Annotated in this window: 17 protein-coding genes and 1 riboswitch; of the genes, 3 read left to right on the top strand and 14 right to left on the bottom strand. The window is 42.0% G+C overall.

Annotated features, from left to right (window positions below):
* Positions 1-134 precede the first annotated feature (134 nt).
* Together NST13_RS11020 and NST13_RS11025 are read right to left on the bottom strand one after the other, a co-directional pair.
* Positions 135-1,949 carry an ABC transporter ATP-binding protein gene (locus tag NST13_RS11020; RefSeq protein ID WP_342580610.1) on the bottom strand — a complete coding sequence of 605 codons (1,815 nt, stop codon included), beginning with the start codon at positions 1,947-1,949 and terminating at the stop codon, positions 135-137.
* Positions 1,942-3,681, bottom strand: coding sequence for an ABC transporter ATP-binding protein (locus tag NST13_RS11025; RefSeq protein WP_342580611.1), 1,740 nt, complete (start codon positions 3,679-3,681; stop codon positions 1,942-1,944). The genes NST13_RS11020 and NST13_RS11025 overlap by 8 nt, the downstream gene beginning before the upstream one ends.
* A gap of 199 nt (positions 3,682-3,880) precedes the next feature.
* Positions 3,881-4,055, top strand: a riboswitch (cobalamin riboswitch).
* Positions 4,056-4,148: 93 nt separating this feature from the next.
* On the opposite strand from NST13_RS11025, the gene cobT reads away from it, so the two are divergent.
* Entirely contained in the window at positions 4,149-5,219 is a 1,071-nt protein-coding gene (gene cobT / locus NST13_RS11030) for a nicotinate-nucleotide--dimethylbenzimidazole phosphoribosyltransferase (protein ID WP_342470922.1), read from the top strand.
* 62 nt (positions 5,220-5,281) lie between these two features.
* Here cobT and NST13_RS11035 read toward each other — a convergent pair whose 3' ends face one another.
* From NST13_RS11035 to NST13_RS11060, 6 genes are all read right to left on the bottom strand, one after another.
* Complete coding sequence (locus NST13_RS11035; protein WP_342580612.1) at positions 5,282-6,337, bottom strand: sorbosone dehydrogenase family protein; 1,056 nt, start codon at positions 6,335-6,337, stop codon at positions 5,282-5,284.
* A 213-nt stretch (positions 6,338-6,550) separates the two neighbouring features.
* The gene (locus NST13_RS11040) at positions 6,551-7,387 is read right to left on the bottom strand and encodes a cobalamin-binding protein (protein WP_342470920.1); all 837 of its coding nucleotides are present in this window, start codon (positions 7,385-7,387) and stop codon (positions 6,551-6,553) included.
* Between the two features lie 137 nt (positions 7,388-7,524).
* A complete protein-coding gene (locus NST13_RS11045) occupies positions 7,525-8,289 on the bottom strand; it encodes an ABC transporter permease (protein ID WP_342580613.1) in 765 nt (254 codons plus the stop codon).
* 4 nt (positions 8,290-8,293) lie between these two features.
* Positions 8,294-9,262: an ABC transporter substrate-binding protein gene (locus NST13_RS11050; RefSeq protein WP_342580614.1), complete on the bottom strand. Its 969-nt coding sequence runs from the start codon at positions 9,260-9,262 to the stop codon at positions 8,294-8,296.
* 36 nt (positions 9,263-9,298) lie between these two features.
* Positions 9,299-10,090 carry an ABC transporter ATP-binding protein gene (locus NST13_RS11055; protein ID WP_342580615.1) on the bottom strand — a complete coding sequence of 264 codons (792 nt, stop codon included), beginning with the start codon at positions 10,088-10,090 and terminating at the stop codon, positions 9,299-9,301.
* 194 nt (positions 10,091-10,284) lie between these two features.
* Positions 10,285-10,734, bottom strand: a complete 450-nt coding sequence (locus NST13_RS11060) for a helix-turn-helix domain-containing protein (protein WP_342580616.1) — start codon at positions 10,732-10,734, stop codon at positions 10,285-10,287.
* Positions 10,735-10,865: 131 nt separating this feature from the next.
* Between NST13_RS11060 and NST13_RS11065 the strand changes: the two genes are divergently transcribed.
* Both NST13_RS11065 and NST13_RS11070 read left to right on the top strand, forming a co-directional pair.
* On the top strand, positions 10,866-11,399 hold the full coding sequence (locus tag NST13_RS11065) for a DUF4242 domain-containing protein (protein WP_342580617.1): 534 nt from the start codon (positions 10,866-10,868) through the stop codon (positions 11,397-11,399).
* 184 nt (positions 11,400-11,583) lie between these two features.
* Positions 11,584-12,639 carry an acyl-CoA dehydrogenase family protein gene (locus NST13_RS11070; RefSeq protein WP_342580618.1) on the top strand — a complete coding sequence of 352 codons (1,056 nt, stop codon included), beginning with the start codon at positions 11,584-11,586 and terminating at the stop codon, positions 12,637-12,639.
* A gap of 29 nt (positions 12,640-12,668) precedes the next feature.
* Here the strand turns inward: NST13_RS11070 and NST13_RS11075 are convergent, their stop codons facing one another.
* From NST13_RS11075 to hypF, 6 genes are read right to left on the bottom strand one after another with little or no spacing between them, the layout of a single operon-like run.
* Positions 12,669-13,283, bottom strand: coding sequence for an ATP-binding cassette domain-containing protein (locus NST13_RS11075; protein ID WP_340434935.1), 615 nt, complete (start codon positions 13,281-13,283; stop codon positions 12,669-12,671).
* Positions 13,276-14,256 (bottom strand): ABC transporter ATP-binding protein, encoded by a 981-nt coding sequence (locus NST13_RS11080; protein WP_342580619.1) that lies wholly within the window; start codon positions 14,254-14,256, stop codon positions 13,276-13,278. Before NST13_RS11080 ends, NST13_RS11075 begins: the two co-directional genes overlap by 8 nt.
* A gap of 16 nt (positions 14,257-14,272) precedes the next feature.
* Positions 14,273-15,109, bottom strand: coding sequence for an ABC transporter permease (locus NST13_RS11085; RefSeq protein WP_342580620.1), 837 nt, complete (start codon positions 15,107-15,109; stop codon positions 14,273-14,275).
* On the bottom strand, positions 15,106-16,098 hold the full coding sequence (locus NST13_RS11090; protein ID WP_342580621.1) for an ABC transporter permease: 993 nt from the start codon (positions 16,096-16,098) through the stop codon (positions 15,106-15,108). The genes NST13_RS11085 and NST13_RS11090 overlap by 4 nt, the downstream gene beginning before the upstream one ends.
* A 23-nt stretch (positions 16,099-16,121) precedes the next feature.
* Positions 16,122-17,693, bottom strand: a complete 1,572-nt coding sequence (locus NST13_RS11095) for an ABC transporter substrate-binding protein (protein WP_342580622.1) — start codon at positions 17,691-17,693, stop codon at positions 16,122-16,124.
* A gap of 38 nt (positions 17,694-17,731) precedes the next feature.
* Entirely contained in the window at positions 17,732-19,720 is a 1,989-nt protein-coding gene (hypF, locus tag NST13_RS11100) for a carbamoyltransferase HypF (RefSeq protein WP_342580623.1), read from the bottom strand.
* Positions 19,721-19,725: the final 5 nt, after the last annotated feature.

The raw sequence follows: 19,725 nt of genomic DNA on the forward strand, positions 1-19,725 counted from the left end.
CTAGATTCGACGATGGCACGTTTCTCATCGTTAATATAAAAAAACGGTTGCAAATGAACCCGAACAAGTTGCAACAAGTATTTCTCCCTTCATTAAAAAAAGCCGCCCCAAAGATATATAGGGGGCAGCCATTTTTAAAGGTCTTCTCCTTGAAGGGATTGTTTTTGCAATTGGGCATAAAATCCATTCAATTTCATTAAGGATTCATGGTTTCCTTGCTCAACAATTTCCCCATCTTTAATGACCAATATGCGGTCGGCACTTTCGATGGTTTTTAAACGATGGGCAATGACAAAGCTGGTACGGCCTTTCATCAAATTATTTAATCCTTTCTGGATATGCACTTCGGTCATTGTGTCGATGCTGGAAGTCGCTTCATCCAAAATTAAAATGTCGGGGTCTTTTAAAATGGCCCGGGCAATGGCAATGAGTTGTCTTTGTCCCTGGCTCAAGTTTTTGCCGCCCGATTCGATGATGGTTTCATATTGTTCCGGCAAATATTTAATAAACGAATGGGCATATGCGATTTTTGCCGCCCTTTCCACTTCTTCATCCGTCGCATCCAGTTTCCCGAACCGGATATTTTCTCTCACCGTTCCGGAAAATAAGTAGGTATCTTGCAGCACGACGCCAATGGAATCCCGCAAATGTTCCATGGAATAGGATTTTATATTCACACCATCAATCAAGATTTCCCCGCCTGTCACATCATAAAATCGGCTCAATAACTGGACAATCGTTGTTTTTCCTGAACCCGTCGGACCGACAAGGGCAACGATTTCACCGGCATTCACTTTAAAAGAAAGATTTTTTAATACCGGCTTATCTTTTACATAATGAAAACTGACATTGCGGAATTCCACATTTCCTTCCAATGGACGTTTGGGAAGGGCATGTGGGGAATCCATCACTTCAACCGGTTCATCCAATATTTCAAATACCCTTTCTGCACCGGCGATGGCCGATTGAAAGGTGTTCAATAAGTTCGATAATTGATTGATTGGACGGAAAAATTGTCTTGCATAAGTTAAGAAAGAGGCAATCACCCCCACCGAAACAAGGGAGTTCACCGCCAAAACCGCACCTGCTCCAATGATTAATCCTTGCCCAAGGTTATTGATAAAGTTATTCGTCGGACCCAACAAACCGGATACAATTTCTGAGCGCATCGCGGAATGGCGCAGTTTTTCATTTGCTTGACCGAACTGTTGAATCGTCTGTTGTTCTTTCCCGAAAAGAGTCACAATTTCCGAATTGGAGATTGTTTCTTCAATATATCCATTCAGATTTCCCAAATCCCGTTGGCGATTCCGATAATTCACGCTGCTCCGTTTGATAATTTGCTTTGTCGCGAAAACAATTAATGGAATCACAAGAAGAGTCACAATCGCCAGAATCCAATTTAAATACAACATCGCAATGGCTGTTCCAACAAGCGATAATATAGACGATATAATTTGAATAACGCTTTGGGAAAGGGCGAAATTCAAATTGTCGATATCGTTTGTCATACGGCTCATCAAATCGCCTTGCTGTTTTTGGTCGAAAAACGGAATGGGCAATGACTGCAATTTTTCAAACAGCTCAAGCCTCAAATTTTGAATGGTTTTTAATGATGCCCGAATCATGATAAAGGTTTGCAACCAAGTTAAAAGGGAAGATGAAATGAAAATGGCGGCAAGCAATAGTCCCATTCGGACAGTCCCTTTTATATCGAGAGGCAAAATATAATGGTCGATAATGTATCCAATCATAAAAGGTCCTAAAATATTTAATATGGATGTAATCACAACAAGAAAAATGACGCTGATAATGCTTATCCTTTGTTTCTTTAAATAACTCCAAATCCGTTTGAGGGTGGCCTTTTGATTTTTTGCCTTTGCAGCCGGCCCATGACCCCTGCCCGGACCACGGCCTCTGCCGGAAAGGGATTCCTGCAATCTATTCATAGAGCACACCTCCCTTTTCAACTTGAGTTGCAACAATTTCTCTATAATGTTCACTTGTTTTCAATAATTCTTCGTGGATTCCTTGTGCCACAATGCGTCCATCTTCCAAAACCAGGATGAGATCGGCATGTTTAATCGAAGAAATCTTAGATGAAACGATAAACTTCGTGCTTCCTTCAAGCGCTTCCTTCATATTTTTTCGGATCACTTTTTCCGTAATACTATCCACTGCTGAAGTTGTATCATCCAAAACCAGAATTTTCGGTTTCCGGATTAATGCACGGCTCATGGCCAACCGTTGTTTTTGACCCCCTGATAAATTGGTTGCCCCTTGGGTCAATTCATGTTGTGTTTTTTTATCCAGTTTTTCCACAAACTCATAAGCATTCGATGCGACCAGTGCCTCTTGAATTTCCTCTTCTGTTGCATCACTTTTTCCGTATTTCAAGTTTTCTTCAATTGTTGTGGAAAACAATGTTGCTTTTTGAGGTGCAAAAGCCAATGAGCCTCTCAATGTTTCAATGTCATATTGCCGGATCGGGATGTCATCGATGTAAATCGTTCCTTCATCCACATCCATTAGACGGGCAAGCAATTTGATCAATGTGGATTTCCCGCTGCCGGTCATGCCGATGATTCCTACCGTGCTGCCCGCTTTCGCTTCAAAGGTAATATTTTTTAACACCGGTTCCACCTGTTTGTTATAAGAGAAACTTACATTCTCAAATCGCACATCTCCTCGGATTTCTTTTTTCACCGGATTTTCCGCGTTTATAATATCCCGCTGCTCCTCCAACACGACAACGACACGTTCCGCGCTCGGAATGGCCCGTGCGATTTGAATGAGTACGTTGCTGGAGCTCATTAGTCCGTTCATGATCATCATCAAATAGTTGATGAAGGCCACAATGACCCCGATTTCAATGGCGCCCGCTTCCACCTTTACTACTCCGAGCATAAGCGCCAAAACAATCCCGATATTGACAACAAACTGCGTGATCGGCGTCAATGCGGCAATGACTTGATCGGCGGTCATATTGCGCTTCGCCAATTCTTCGTTGACACCTGCAAATTGCTTCACTTGATGGCGCATGCGGTTAAAGGCTTTAATGACACGGATGCCTGATAAATTTTCCTGTACACGGGTATTCACAACATCGATCGTTTCCTGGACTTTCCGGAATAATGAAATCGATAATTTAATAAACACATATAAACAGACGATCAGGACAGGGACAACAAAAAATAATACGGAAAATAAATCTCTTGCCGTAAAGAAGACGACCACGACAGCCCCGACAAACATGAAAGGGCCCCGGACAAATATTTTCAACAGCATGTTTAACGCCCTTTGCAGCATTTCCACATCATTGGTCAAGTTCGTAATCAGTTTCCCCAACGTAAATTTGTCCTTATTGCTGTTAGAAAAATAGGTGATGGTTTCATATAAATCTGCCCGAATATCGGATGCAAAGTTGACGGCCGCTTTCGAACTGAAATACGTGCAGCCCGCCCCTCCAAACCATCCTATAATTGCACATACCATCATTGCAGCAAACATCACCATGATATGTGTTGGGTCCTTTGTCGCGATCCCTTCGTCGATTATTTTTTGCATAATGGTCGGCTGGATCAAATCCATTGCCACTTCCAATATCATGAGGATTGGCGCCAATATCGCAAAATGCTTATAGGGCTTCAAATATTTTGAAAGTTTTATCGCTGCATGCATGTTCTAACTCCTTCTCCACCTTTGTATCAGCAACTATGTATACATATGTTTACAGATGACCACCCAAATTGTATACAACTGTATAGATGATCGTCAAACCAATCAGCTTCTACCGATTCCAACGTTCAATTTACTTTTCATGCAAAAGATTTAAAATATCTTGACGAAACTTTATTTTCATCATACATTATTTAGAAAAAGAATATCCACGTAATTAGGTGCCCTTTATGGGAGAATAGGGAATAAAGTGAGAATCTTTAGCGGACCCACCACTGTATGGGGGAGCAATATGGAATATGCCACTGGGAAACTGGGAAGGCCCATAGTTGCGATGAACCTGAGCCAGGAGACCTGCCTGATTACTTGAAACATACAGTACGATGGTAAAGTCTGTAGTTTATTTGGCATGCCAATAAACTGCAGACTTTTATTTATTATTGAAAAAATTAATTGATGGGGGAATTGAAATGGAACTATTGCAATCAACATTGCAAGCTATTCAACCAGTAAACAAAGAAATCATGAAACAGGCGAGGGAAAAAGTGGATGCCCTTTGCAAACCGCCAGGCAGTTTAGGAAAATTGGAACAAATCGCGGTACAACTTGCCGGGATTACGGAAAAACTGGAGCTGGATGTATCCAATAAAGCGGTTATATCATTGGCTGCCGATCACGGTGTCTATGAAGAAAATGTATCCAATAACCCTCAAATTGTAACGGTGATGCAGTCCATTGGTTTCGCCAAAGGGTTTACCGGTGTGTGCGCCATTGCAAGAGCGGCAGGAGCCAAAGTGGTTTCTGTCGATGTCGGCATCAATGCCGATTTGCCGGAAACTTCTGGCGTGATTAATAAAAAAGTACGATACGGTACTGCGAATATGGCCAAAGAACCGGCTATGTCACGGGAAGAAGCCATCCGGGCCATTGAAGTGGGCATCGAAGTGGCCAATGATCAAGTAAAACAAGGGGTCAACGTTTTAGCAACCGGGGAAATGGGCATTTGCAATACCACTGCAAGCAGTGCGGTTTTAGCGGCTCTTTTTGGCTATGACCCTGGTGAAGTAACCGGAATGGGGGCGGGTGTCGATAGCATTCAACATAAAATTGATGTAATTCGTCGTGCAATAGAAATCAATCAACCAAATCCTGATGATCCAATTGATGTTTTGGCGAAAGTGGGCGGATTGGAATTGGGCGGAATGGCCGGTGTCGTGCTAAGTGCCGCAGCCAACCGCATTCCGGTAGTGATCGACGGCTTTATTTCCACTGTTTCCGCATTAATCGCTTATCAATTGGAACCAAAAGTGAAGGATTACATTATTCCATCCCACATGTCAGAAGAACCTGGGGCAAAAATCGCCAGCGAATTATTGGGATTGGAGCCGATGTTAAACATGAACATGCGGCTAGGCGAAGGTTCCGGTGCAGCCCTTGCTTTCCCTATCCTGGACGCGGCATGTTCAATGATGAATACAATGACGACTTTGGAAGAGTCCAATCAATACATGCAACAAATCATGGAGAATCAACGATCTTAAGACGGACGGCAAAATGGAAGGCTGTTTAGAAAGCGGCGCGCTTTTTCAACAGCCTTTTTTCATTATGGCTTTAATTCTGATAAAGCCATTCGATAAAGTTTGTCATCATTTTCCCCCGGTTTTCCCCGGCCATCCGTATTATTGGTTACAAAGTATAAATTATCCCCTTCAATGAATACATCCCGAATCCGCCCCAAACCGCTGATCACTTCTTTTGTTGTTCCTGCGTTTAAATCAAACTCCAACACCGCTTCCCCCCGTAATGCCGCAACATACAACTTCCCATCTGTATAGACCATCCCCGAAGGCGCCCATGTTTTATTGGAACCGGATGTAAACAATGGAGAAACCATGCCTTCCTTTTCCTCTTTCCCTTCGATGACCGGCCAGCCGTAATTTTTCCCCGGCTCAATCCGGTTGATTTCATCATTGGCACTATTTCCATGTTCACTTGCATAAAGGGTTCCATCCGGTGCCCAAGCGAGCCCTTGGGGGTTGCGGTGGCCGAAACTGTAAACATAAGAGTTCGGAACAGGATTATCTGAAGGAATGGAACCATCCAAATTGAGCCTTAAGATTTTCCCTCCAAGGGCATTTACATCCTGTGCGATGGATGACTGCAATGCGTCTCCGGCTGTCGCATAAAGCTTGCCATCCGGGCCAATTTTCAGCCTTCCGCCATGATGAACCGGCCCGCTCGGTATGTGATCGAGCAACACTTCTTCCTCAACCCATGAATCATTTTCCAGCCTCAACCGGACGATGCGATTAATTTGCCCCTTGGAATCCGTATAAGTGTAGTATGCAAATGCCTTGTTGGACTCTTGGAAATCGGGGGCTAAGACAAATCCTAACAAACCGGCTTCTGATGCTGTGGAAAGGGGCTTTTCCAAATTGACGGACTGCCTTTCCACCCGCCCATTTTCAATTTTCACCACATTTCCGACCCGCTCCGATAAATAAAAAGTGTTTCCTGACTTGTCAATGGACCATGGTATTTGAAGATTGCTCGCAATGACTTCCAGATTATTGCCCGAAGAGGTTTCCACGGCTTTCGGAGGTTGTTTGGGCGAACAAGCGGATAATATGAACACAAACCCGACGAATATGACAAACATTTTAATTCCCTTCATCGCTCTCATTACCTTCCTTGTTTGAATGAATCTCCAAAGCTTATTTATTTGCGACTTACCCAAAAAATTTGTTTTCAAAACCAATGGTAGCCAAAATCTTCCCATCTAATCCTACAAGACCAATAAAAAAAGGAACTGTTTCGGACAGTTCCTTCTAAACGAGGATATATCCAATCCCCTTCCGTTCCCCAAAGTATACTATAAAGAATTTTCTTTTTCTTCTTCACCAAGCAATGGATCCTTTCCATCATAAGGAGGAAAGATTTGCGGGTGCAAAAGGGCCGCCAACTTGCATAATCCTTGCAACAGTTTTGGAGAAGGACGGCAAAATAAGGCCTCTTCCAATATATAAAATTCGTTATTTTGAATGCTTTTCATTTCTTGAATTCCTGGGCGCTTCATTATCACTTTTGGATTCACTCTTTCTGTTTCAACACCTACCCATGCAATGCAAAACACATCCGGATTTCTCTTTTTTACTTCTTCCCATTCTGTTTGAACATTGGCCTCTTGAAAATCTTCAAATATATTTTTTCCCCCAGCAAGTTCAGCCAATTCCGTCAACCAATTTGTCGCACCGGGCGTAAAAATCGGCTTGGCCCACCATTCAAAATAAACGGTTTTCCTGTGTTCAACTTGTTGAGATAATTTCCGGTACTTCTCCAGCATATCCATAAATTTTTGATAAATCCTCTTTGCCTCATCCTCTGTATTTGTCATTTCACCAACGCATAGTAAAGTTTCCCCGACTTCCGCAAGGGTTTTTGGATTCGGCACAATTTGATACGGAATCTTCCGTTTTTCCAGTTCTTCAATATTCCGTTCCATTCCAGGGACGGAAAGGGAAGCTAATACTAAATCCGGTTTCAGCTCTTCCACCTTTTCTATATCAATATTTAAATCTCCGCCTAATCGCGGCAATTGTTCAATTTCTTTCGGCCAATCAGAATAATCATCCACCCCGACTAAAGAAGATGCCAAACCTAAATAGCCTACAAGTTCCGTATTGCTTGGACAAATGGAAACTAGACGCATTTCTCTCCCCCCTCGTAAACTTTGTGAATGTATTTTTCGATGCAGCAAGGGAAAATCCTCTCTTTTCAAAAAAAAAATGCCCAAATTCTTGCCTGCAGCGAAGAAATTGAGCTTTTTTTCTTAGAAATGGGGAAACTTTATGCACTTTGTCTTCCCCAAATACGGTTGATCCAGCTTTCAAACAAGCCAACTGCCCGGTCCAAAATGAAACCTGCCACCCCAATAAACACAATACCCGCCATCACCAAATCCAATCTCATGGAATTTCGCGCATCGACAATCAAATAGCCAAGGCCTGATTGGGAGCCAACCATTTCACCGGATACTAAGAAGATCCAGGCCGTTCCTACCGCGATATGGAGGCCATTGGCAATATACGGAAAAACAGCCGGGAAAATAATTTTTCTCAAAATTTCGAACTTCTTAATTTCAAAGTTTTGGGCCACTTTCAAATAAGTAGGTTCCACCTTTCTTACCGCTGCAACAGTGGACAATAATACCGGGAAAAAAGCGGCAATAAAGATGATGACAATGGCCGGAATATTCCCAATCCCAAACCAAAGCACGATAAACGGCGACCAGGCAATCGGAGAAACAGGACGCAACACTTGAACGATTGGGTCAATCACGCCCCATAATAAAGGAATTCTTCCAAGAACCAGTCCCAATAAAATGGCTACAACCACCGCTGATAGATAACCGGAAATGAAACGCAATAAACTTACTTGCAAATGAACCAATAATGTTCCGTCAGTAATTAAAGATACAATTCCTTCCCACACTAAAGAAGGCGGTGGAAACAAAGCGGCTTCGTAATCGCCCGCTACAACAATAAACTGCCAAACCCCAATTAAAATGGCAAATCCTATAATGGCGTTAATGAAAAATTTATAGTTCTTCATTCTCTCACTTCGCTTTTTCTATAAAAGAATTATTAACAAAGTCTTCATATGCCGGAGGATTATCGAAGAGTCCCATTTCCACCAGATGATTAGACAATTCTTCATAATCTTCCTGATTGATTTTTAAATCATCGTAAGAAATCCATTCTAAAGACAAATCAAGCACATTTTGTTCCACATTCAAATAATTGGATAACATGTCCTTCACATGCGCATCTTTTTGTTCAGCAGCATGGCCCGCCGCAATATAGTAATTCACAAATTCCTGTGCGAGTTCGCTTTCCTGTTCAATAAACTCTTTGCGCAATACTAATGAACAGTCAATGGAGTTTTTCCAAATTTCATTATCTTGATAAAGCACCTTTCCTTTATCGAGGGAGACGGATACGGCGCCAAATGGTTCTGCCACCACATAGCCGGATATTCTCCCTTCAGAAAGAGCGGCCGGCATTTCCGCAGGCGGCAATTCCACAACATTTACATCTTCATATTTCAAACCGTTTTGTTTCAACAATTGATAAAGTAATATATTTTGAGTCGAGAATTTATGCGGAATGGCAAAACTTTTTCCTTTTAAATCTGCAACTTGATTAATATCTTTGGAGACAACCACCACGTTGCCATCACGATGTCCTAATGCCACAGCATTCAAATCAATGCCTTGTTCCTTTGCTTTCATGGCAAGAGTAATTAGCATGGATGCCCCATCAATGCGGCCTGTATTCAAAGTATCGGAAAGCTCAGTCCAAGAACCAAATTTAATGAGCTCCAAATTAAAGTTTTGATATTCTTCCAGTTCTTTTTCCACAAATAATGGCACCGCATGTGTTATTGGCAAATAACCGATTTTGATCGTTTTCTTTCCATTTCCGCTTGTTGCAGATGAATTCTCTCCTTCAGAATTGCAAGCATATAAACTTAATAGAAGAATCGTTGCAAGAACAAACAATAACCCTTTTTTAATTCGTTTCATGACTACCCATCCAATCTATTTTTTCATTTGCAAAAATTAAATATTGAACTCAATTAAAGTTTCAGGTCTGCTGAAGTGGAATTCTTTAAACACAATGTTTCGATAATACTGAAAATCTCCGTTGCTCCGGTCCCGGGGTTTCGTCAGATGGATCTTGATTTCTTTATGGATTCTTCCGGGATTCGGATGCATAATAAAAATTCTGTCGGATAAATAAATGGCTTCATCAATGTCATGGGTGACAAGAATCATCGTAGTTTTTTCCTGCTCCTGGATACGAAGCAATTCATTTTGCAAATAATAGCGATTAAATGTATCCAAAGCAGCAAAAGGTTCGTCCATCAATATCAATTCCGGTTGCAGGGCCAAGGCTCTTGCAATTCCCACTCTTTGTTGCATACCGCCGGATAATTCATGTGGAAACATATTTTCTTTCCCTTGCAACCCAACTAATTGAATATAGTGCAACGCTTTCTCTTTTCTTTCTTTTTTATCTTTAATTGATTTTTCAAGCCCCAGCTCCACATTTTTTAACACGGTCCGCCAAGGGAGCAAACCGTAATTTTGGAACAGCATAATGCATTTTCTACTCGGCCCATTGACTTTTATGCCATCTAACAATACTTCCCCGCCAGACGCTTGTTCAAATCCGCCGATGATATTCAACAAGGTGCTTTTTCCGCAGCCGCTTTCCCCCAAAATGGAGATGATTTCCCCTTTTTGAACAGTAAAAGATATATTGTCTAATACTTGTACATCTTGTTTGTTCTTTTTGAAGCTTTTACTCACTTGATGAATTTGAATCATTGGTTGCCGATCCAGAACCATCCCATCCACCTCCCACCTTCAAAATCATAAATGTATATAAGATTACTTAGTTTTGTAATTTTAAGTTATTTTATTATACTTTGTAATATTTTTCAACTACCTTTAAGAATTTTTTGAAAACATCCCTTTTCATAAAAAAACTGGCAATAGTGATAGGGTTTGTGAACCCCATCCACCTATTGTCAGCTTTTGGCTTATTCATTTTCAGCAGGATCGCTGACCGGAACGACAGCAATTTTATTTACCCGCTCTCCGGTTCTTTTTGAATAATATCCAATTTCTATCTCATCGCCTGTTTCTTCATCAACAATTTTTTTATAGCATTTTTTTAAATGTTTGCTTCCCCATATAATGAAGGCATTAAAAACATCCTCCAAATCTTTTCCGCTGTCCGTCAATTTATAGCAATAGCGGGGTGGGTGCTCCGAATATAATTCGGTTTCCACTATTCCTTGTTGTTCCAAATATTTCAGCCTCTCAGATAAAAGATTGGAAGAAATCCCCTTTAGACCTTTTTTGATCTCGTTGAATAACGTATGTCCTGATAAAATTTCGTGAATAATCAGCAGCGTCCATCTGTCGCCGATGATATTCAGCGATTGTGCAATATTGCAAGGGATATCGTATCGAGTTTTTGTTTCCATATTCAGTCTACCTCCGTTTTCCCAGTTTAACATAAAAATAATTTTATATACAAAGTTGATTTTTTTAACTAAGTATAATATTATAACCTTACCGGAAAACTAAAAATTAAATTTAAGCGAGGGGTTTATTTATGGGATTATATTTAGTTGAATCTTCCTTAAAAGGAATTGTATCTACAAAAGATGAATTGAATCAGACTACAAAGTCACTGCAGGAAAAATTGGCAGTAAACAATGCCTCTTTAATTGAATTGCAAGTATCAAAAGATTTCACTCGTGCATTTTTTATCTTTGAAGGCGAAAAACGCACCAATTTTACTGATGTGTTAAGAGAATTTTCCATCCCGGTTCAACTTGTCAAACAAGTCCGCCTGGTTGGTAAAGACTTGGAAGAAGTAAAGAAAAGCAATGAAGTTGTCAACTACTTAGTTGAATGGAATATCCCGGAAGATATTACGATGGATCAATACCTTGCCAGAAAACAGAAAAACTCTGTACATTATCAAGAAGTGCCGGAAGTGAAATTCTCAAGAACTTATGTATGCGAAGATATGACAAAATGCTTATGCTTCTACGATGCGCCGGATGAAGAAGCTGTAAAACGCGCCCGTAAAGCCGTTCAAACACCGATCGATTCCATTACAGAAATTTTGCCTAACGAGTAAATGTTTTGCCCATCCTTTCCAAGTAGCAAACCAATCAATGGTTTTGCTACTTTTTTTAATTTTCAGTTGTTTTTTTATACAAGGTATAATAAAATAACCTTAAACTTACTAAACTAGTCTGAATTATTTGTTTTATTATAATTTATTTTACCTTCAATGGAAAGGGTTGTAGAGGTGAAAGCCATTGACGAAAAGCTTAGTGGAAAAACCGTTGCTGGAAAGCATCATCGAACAAAAGTTGAAACCATTTGTAAAGAAAATTGATACGGAAGCCTATTACGCGAGGGATTATTTGCTGGAGCTCGGAAAAGAAGGATTTTTCCGGTCGGAAGGCAAAACGGAAACAGAATACCTTCTAAAAGAAATGAAGTTGGTGGAAGAAACGGCGAAAGTTTGTATGACTACGGCATTTTGCCTTTGGTGTCACCTTGCCGGATTGACGTATATACGGAATACAAACAATTCGACCATCAAAAACCGTTTACTGCCTTTATTTGAAAATGGGGAACTTTTGGCTGCCACAGGCTTATCCAATCCAATGAAATATTATGCCGGGCTCGAAAAATTGCATTTATGTGCTGAGGAAACGGACGGAGGCTACATTCTTTCCGGCGTTCTTCCGGCTGTTTCAAATTTGGAGGAGAGCCATTGGTTTGGCACCATCGCGAGCGTCAGTGAAAGTAAACGGGTGATGTTTCTTGTTCCATGCAATGCCAAAGGGCTAAAACTCAAAGAAAAGGCCGGTTTTTTAGGCGTAAATGGCAGCGCCACATATGCTTGTCAATTCGATCAAGTATTTATTCCAAATGAGTATGTGCTTGCGGAAAATGCCGACGAGTTTGTCGAGCTGATTCGTCCGAAATTCATTCTATACCAAATCCCATTGGGCATCGGTATCATGAAAGCTTCTACTGATTCCATTCATAAAGTGAAATCAAGACAAAATGGGTGCAATCAATTCTTGCCGACACAAGCAAGTGATATTGAAGAAACCATCCATCAAATTGAAGAGAAACTCGAGCAATTACTGAAAAAAGAGTCTTTTCACTGGAAAGAAATCGCAAAAATTCGCTTGGAAACGGCCTATTCAACATTGGAAGCCACACAAGCAAGCATGCTTCATAACGGAAGCGCCGGGTATTTGCAAGGTTGCGACCCTTCCCGCCGATTGCGCGAAGCCTATTTCTTTGCAAATTTGACACCAACCATCAAACACCTGGAAAAAGTTCTTTCCAACTAATACTAAATTGTAAAAGCTGTCCGAAACATTTACATCGGACAGCTTTTTAATTGATTAAAATCAATGATGCGATCGCTAATTCGTTCCAGCAGGGAAATGTGATGGCTGATGGCCAATACTCCGATATTCCGCTCTTTTACAAGCCGAATGAGGGCATGCCATATTTGCGCCTGTGTAATGGCGTCGAACATGCTGGTAATTTCATCGGCAATAATATACCGGGTATCGGGATGAAAGGCGCGGGCAATGCAAAACCTTTGCAGCTCGCCGCCGGAGAGTTCATGGGGCCTGCGATTGAACCACTCTCTTTTTATACCAAGGATATCAATGATTTCTTTATCCAGCTCCTCCACTTCCTCGATTGTTTCCGACAGCTTCCATTTTGGGTTGATGGCTTGTTCAGGATGCTGCCAAATCAACTGCACCGGATAAACTTTTGGAAAAACGCTCTTTTCTCCGTCAATAATGACTTCCCCTTCAGCAGGGGAAAGGTAGTTCGCCATGATTTTCGCAAGGGTCGTCTTTCCAGAACCGCTTTTGCCGAACATGCCGACGATTTCGCCCCGTTCCAACGCAAAATTAACGTTTCGAAACAGCCATGTTGAACGATTGTACTGGAAACTGATATTTTTGCACTTAAGCATAAAAGCACCTTACCATCTCGTATTTTCCGATCTTTTGTAATTCAGGCTTTTCCGCCCTGCATCTTCTCGTCGCGATTGGACAACAATCTGCAAAGGAACAGCCTGCCAGCTCTTCTGCAGGGGAAGGCTGTGAACCTTCAATAGGAATAAACCCGTTTTGCGGCAATGCATTCCAAAGCGCCCTTGAATAAGGATGACGGAATTTCCCGCCCTTCTTCAAATATTTTCTGTCCACAATTTCAACCGTTTCCCCCGCATAGAACACCGCAATTTTATCTGCGATTTTCATTGCCGCTTCCAAATCGTGGGTAATCATGACCACACCCCGATGATCCCTTGCCAACATTTTTAATTGGAATAACAATTCGTCAAGCGCTTCCGCATCTAATCCATTGGTTGGTTCATCCGCAATAATCAGCTTCGCTTCACTTGCCAATGCCATGGCGATAAAAATTCTGCGAATCATCCCGCCTGAACATGCGGAAGGAATTTGGTGATATATCTCCGGATCCAATCCCACCTTCCGGAATATTTCTTCCACCGTTTTTTGCTTATTTTTCTGTTTCACCAATGCTTTTACTTGCTTTCCAATTTTCATCAACGGATCCAAAGCATTGGTCATTTGCGGAATAAGCATGATGTCATTGCCGCGCAGCCGTTTTTTCCTTTTCTCGGTCAGCGGTTGATTTTCGTAATTCACCGAACCTTCAATCACAGAATTTTTTGGCTGAATCCCCAAAATGGCATCCGCCAACAAACTTTTGCCTGACCCGCTCGCCCCAACAACGGCCACCACTTCTCCATGTTGAATCTGTAAATGAAAATCCCTTATGGCATACAAACGTTCACGGGCAAACCCTTTATTAAACCGTTCAATCGTTAAAGACATGTTTTTTATTTCCAGCAAAAAATGGGTTTGCACTTTCTCTATCTCTTCATTTGTTTCATGTTTCAGTTCATAAACTATGTTCATTGATTAAATCCTTTCCTCAATTCGGATTCAATAATTTTCGCAGGTTATTTCCCAACACATCAAACATGACAACCATTGAAATCAATGATAATCCGGGAAACAGCACAAGCCACCACATGCCGGTCGTCAAATATTTCATTGATTCCGATAAAATAATGCCAATGGCCGGCTGTTCAGGCGATAAGCCAAATCCTAAAAAGGTGACGGCCGATTCATGCAATATGGCATGTGGAAACAATAATATAAATCCTACAAATAATTGGGGGATCAATTGCGGTAAGAAATGCCGCCTGATGATCCACATACGGGATTTTCCTAATTTCTTAGATATTTGTACATATTCGGCCGATTTGATTTGCATCAGTTCCGCACGCAACACCCGTGTCAGCGAAGGCCAATGGGTAAGAGCGATGCCAACCACAACGCCTTTTACTCCTCCACCTAATACAAAGGCAATTAAAATCAAAGCCACAAGGTGGGGGATGCTTAAAAACAAATCGATAAGACCTGTTACAATTGCATCGAAAAATTTGTTTATAGAAGATAACAAACTGAAGATAAGGGCTATTAATGTACTGATCGTTGCCGCCAGCAAGCCGACTTGCAAACTTAAATGAAGACCCAAAAATGTGCGGTAAAACATATCCCTTCCTAACCAATCCGTTCCAAAAAGGTGTTCGACGGAAGGGCTGAGATTTTTTTCACTCATATTCGCCTCGATCTGCTCATCACCGATCAAAAAACCGCTAAAAGCAATGATCAGAAATAACAATGCGGTTACGGTTAATTTCATCAACACCCGTTTGCGGTGGACCGTATTTCCAAGTCCAATTGTAATGGAATGATTTTTCATATCGTTTCACCATTTTTCATCCGTACATCGATGAGGTAATACAACAAATCGGCCAATAAATTGCCGATAAACACAAACAACGTACTAAATACAACGATTCCCAGCAACAGGGGAACATCACTATTCATTCCTGCTTGGACGATGGCTTGTCCCAAACCCGGATAAGAAAATACTTGTTCAGCTAAAATGGCCCCTCCAAACAATTCTCCAAATGAGGCAAAGTGCACAGAAATGGCAGGGAATAACGTATTTCGCAAACCATGTCTGGCAAAAAGCCGGAAACCTTCTTCCCCCTTTGCCCGTGCGAATCGTATAAATTCGGTGTTAAAAACGTCCATCACTTTTTGCCTTGTATGAAGGGTGATATTGGAAACGCCAATGATACTTAATGTCAAAGCAGGGAGCACCATATGCTTTATTTGATCCAGCCAGGTCACTTCATCTGATAGCATCCCAATCGGGGTCCCCAAACCAATCGGAAACAAGCCGAGCCACATGGAAAAGACAATCAGCAATAATATCCCTATCCAAAAGGCCGGGGTGGAAGCGAGGATGAAACAATAAGATTTGATTGCCCGGTCCATCCAAGATCCTTCGTTCATCCCCGCAATCACACCTAATGCGTAGCCAAAAATGCCGGAGATAATCCAGGAAATGGCCATCAGCATAAAGGAGGCGAGAAACCTTTCTTGAATGATGGACAACACCTCTTGCCGGTACAATAGGGAAGTGCCTAAATCCCCATGCAAAAACATATTCAACCAATTAAGAAATTGCTGTGTTTTTGATTCATCGACACCAAAATATTCAGCAAGTTGTTCCTTTTGCTCTTCGCTGACCACCATCATCTCCGCCCCGAGATAGGATTGGATGGGATCGACAGGCGAGAAGCTGACGAGTATGAAAGAGAACAAGACAACGGCAAATAGCAATATGGCAAATTTCAATGTGCGCAATAGAATAAATTTTCCTATATTCAAGAGTTGCAATGCCCTCTACCTTCTTTCCATACTCACTCTTCCCATGTCCAATCTGCAATAAATTCCGTTATCGGCCATCCGTGTCCATGGGGTTGTATCTTCTGTTCGCCTATATTCAAATGTTCATTCACAACATATAAGTGCTGAAGATTCACCAACCAAACCCATGGAGCATCGCCCAAAGCAGAAAAGCCCGTTTCTCCATCCCATTGGGCTTTTTTCCAATATTCATTAGCTTCCTCCGGCGTTATAGCATGAATAGCCTGGTCCATATATTGGTCGACTTTTTTGTTCGAATAATAGTTAGCATTGGAATAGCCTTGGCCACGGTATTTGCTATGGTACAGGTGGTAAATTTCAATCGGGTCATGGCTTCCCCATCCCATAACGACTGGCGTTGAATGCATAACTTCCTCGATTTCGCTCCAGCTTTTGCCTTCCGTGTTGACCTCAATGCCGATTTCTTTGGCCATTTGTTTAAATGCAATGGCCAACGATTGGCGCGTTTGGTCACTGGCGGGATATACCAATGTAAAACTTGCCTTCTCTCCGTCTTTTTCAAAAATTCCATCCGCGTTTTTCCGCCATCCGGCATCCATTAAAATTTGTTCTGCCGCTTCTGTATCCCCATCTTCAAAAACGGTCTCTTCATTCCACCATGGCAGTTTATCCGCTACCGAAAAAGCAGGAGTGCCAAATCCTTCAAGAACATCTTCCACTAGCTTGTCCCTGTCAATGCCGATATTCAGCGCTTTTCGAATGGCCAGATCCGATGTAACCTCATGCCCAATTTCAATTCCTTTTTCAGCATCGTATCCCGGTTTTACGAAAGGCAGCATAATCCCCCGGTTATCTACACTATCCAGGGCGATTAACTTCATTCCAGAAATGGATTCTTTCGCTAAGTTTGGCGGAACGGATACAATATCCACCTGTCCCGCTTTTGCCGCTAAAAATGCGGCATCCTGGGATAAAAAGAGGAATGTTAATTTTTTAAAAGGAGATTTTTTTCCGTAATAATAAGGATTCTCCTCGACAATTAGCTGCTGCCCTTTATCCCATTGCACTAACTTATATGGTCCAGAGCCAATTGGATTTTCCCGATAGTTTTCAGAATAGGCATGTTTCGGCACAATTCCTAGCATTGTTAATGTGTATAAAAAGGTCGATTGGGGTCTTTCTAAAACAAATTTCACTGTTTGGGCATCAAGTTTTTCAATCTTTTTTAAGTTTTGTAAGTCCACCACTGATTGGCTGTTTTTGGCCGTTTCAAAGGTAAATATCACATCCTCGATTGTCAGCGGCTCACCGTCGGAAAACTTCACATCATCGCGAATTTTTACAGTCCACTCCAATCCATCTTCACTCACGCTATAGTCCACGGCCAAATCCGGCTGCACATTGAAATTTCGGTCCAGTGTAAGCAAGGTGCTTTGAAACAATGGGGAACCGTACCTGCCCCAACCTGTCGTCGGATCGAATCCATCGGTCGGTTCTGAGCCGATTGCCAATACTAAACTATCTTTTTTCTTGCCAGTTTCTGAGTCAGAAGCTTGGGATGTGCATGCAACCAGCAGGAAACATGCAAAAATCAGCACTGACATAAGTAGGAATCGATTATTAACCTTCATAGCGCTCACCTTTATTCAATGATTGTTGCTGAAAGAATGGCTGCTTGCCCTAAGCTGATGCAATTGTCGCCCAATGGAACTTCATCATCATATAAAATTTCAATCTTTGAACCTTCCAATAAATCGAAAATGTCGGAAACCAGCAGACTATTATGGAACACCCCGCCGGACAATACGGCGTAATTCGTATCATACTCTTCACAAAGGGACTGAATCACATCCACAACCGCCTGGGCCAAACTGCGATGGAATCCCCTTGCAATCACTGATGGCGATTGGCCTTTCAGCTTTGATTGAATCATTTCTTCAAATAATGGGCGATAATCCAACTCTTCCCCTGTCCATGGGAATGTGTACACTTCTTCCACTTGTGATTGGCTCGCCAAGTATTCCAAACCTATAGCCGCTTCCCCTTCAAAGGAGTTGTCCAGGTGGAAACCTAATAACGCGGCCACCGCATCATACAATCTTCCCACGGATGTTGTCGGGAATGTGCGAATATTTTTTTCCTTGATTTTCAATGCCTTATGGAATGAATCCGGAAGCTGCAAACGATCCAGCAGCTCTTTGTCAAAGTCACCTATAAAACCTGCCAAAGCTTGAAGCGGAAACGTTGCTGCCGCATCTCCGCCAATCAAAGACGCTTTTCTTAAATGGCCGCGCCGCGTAAATCCTTCCTGTACACTTCCTACAAAAATTTCGCCGCCCCAAATTTCGCCGTCCTCACCGTATCCGGCACCGTCAAAAACAATGCCGACAACCCGTTCCGACAGTTTATTTTTCACCGCCAATATGGAGGCAAGATGGGCTTTATGATGTTGCACAGCGACATGTTGACAGCCTTCCAATGTTTGGGCGAATTTCGTTGTAAAGTATTCCGGATGCAAATCATAACCGATAATGGTTTCGCTCAAGTCCACCCCATGGATGGCCAAATAATCCTTCACTGTCCGTTCAAACTTCAACTGTGTGCCATATTTCGTCATGTCGCCAAGATGGTGGCTCATAACGACTTTCTGGTCTTTTACCAGTGTAATGGTGCTCTTTAAATCTGCGCCGACCGTTAAAATCGGGCGGGAAGAAGGCAACGCGATATCCAGCAAGTTGTTATAGCCCCTGGATCTTCTGAAAGGCACCGCTCCGAGTTTCGTCACTTTCAATACCGTGTCGTCAACGCTCCGCTCGATTTCACGTTCACCGATCAAAGCCGCACATTGGAAATCTTCCATCAATCCCGTTAATTGGTCATCTTTATGAATCGTCGGTTCTCCGGGATAGTTGGCGCTCGTCATCACGATGTAACGCGGCGCGCCAAAGTGGAACAAAAGATGCTGCAATCCTGTATAAGGCACCATGAGGCCGATGTCTGTATTGTTCGGCGCAACGATGGAGCTCAATTCTTCATTCTTTGATTTGGCAAGCAAAATTGGACGTCTTTTCGATAGTAAAATCTCTTCTTCCTTTTCAGATAAATGAACAATTTCTTTTGCTGCCTCCAAATCTTTTACCATGATGGCAAAGGCTTTTCGTGGGCGGCCCAATTTATTTCTCATGACTTGAACCGCTTTGCCATTAAAGGCATCACATACTAAATGGTAGCCGCCATTGTTTTTCACAAGAAGGGTTTCCCCGGCATTCAACAGTTCGGCTACCCGCCGGAACATCTCTTCACCTTCAACACGTTGTCCATTTTCAAACAGATAATAGTTTGGACCGCATTGCGGACAGCAGTTTAATTCCGCATGATATCGGCGGTTCTGCGGATTTTCATATTCCTCTTTGCAGGATGGGCACATTTCCCAATCCGCCATGGTTGTATTTTGGCGTTCAAATGGGACATTTTTCATTAACGCATATCTTGGTCCGCAATTAGGGCAGCCGATATATGGATATAAATAACGTTTACTTTCCGGGTCAAACAATTCTTTTAAACAATCATCGCAGATGGCCGTATCAGGTAAAAAAGTATAGGTCGTCATCGTACGATAAGGCGTTGTCATTCAAT

Origin of the sequence: Ureibacillus sp. FSL W7-1570, assembly GCF_038593265.1 — a bacterium.
In the GTDB taxonomy this organism is placed as follows: Bacteria; Bacillota; Bacilli; order Bacillales_A; family Planococcaceae; genus Ureibacillus; species Ureibacillus suwonensis.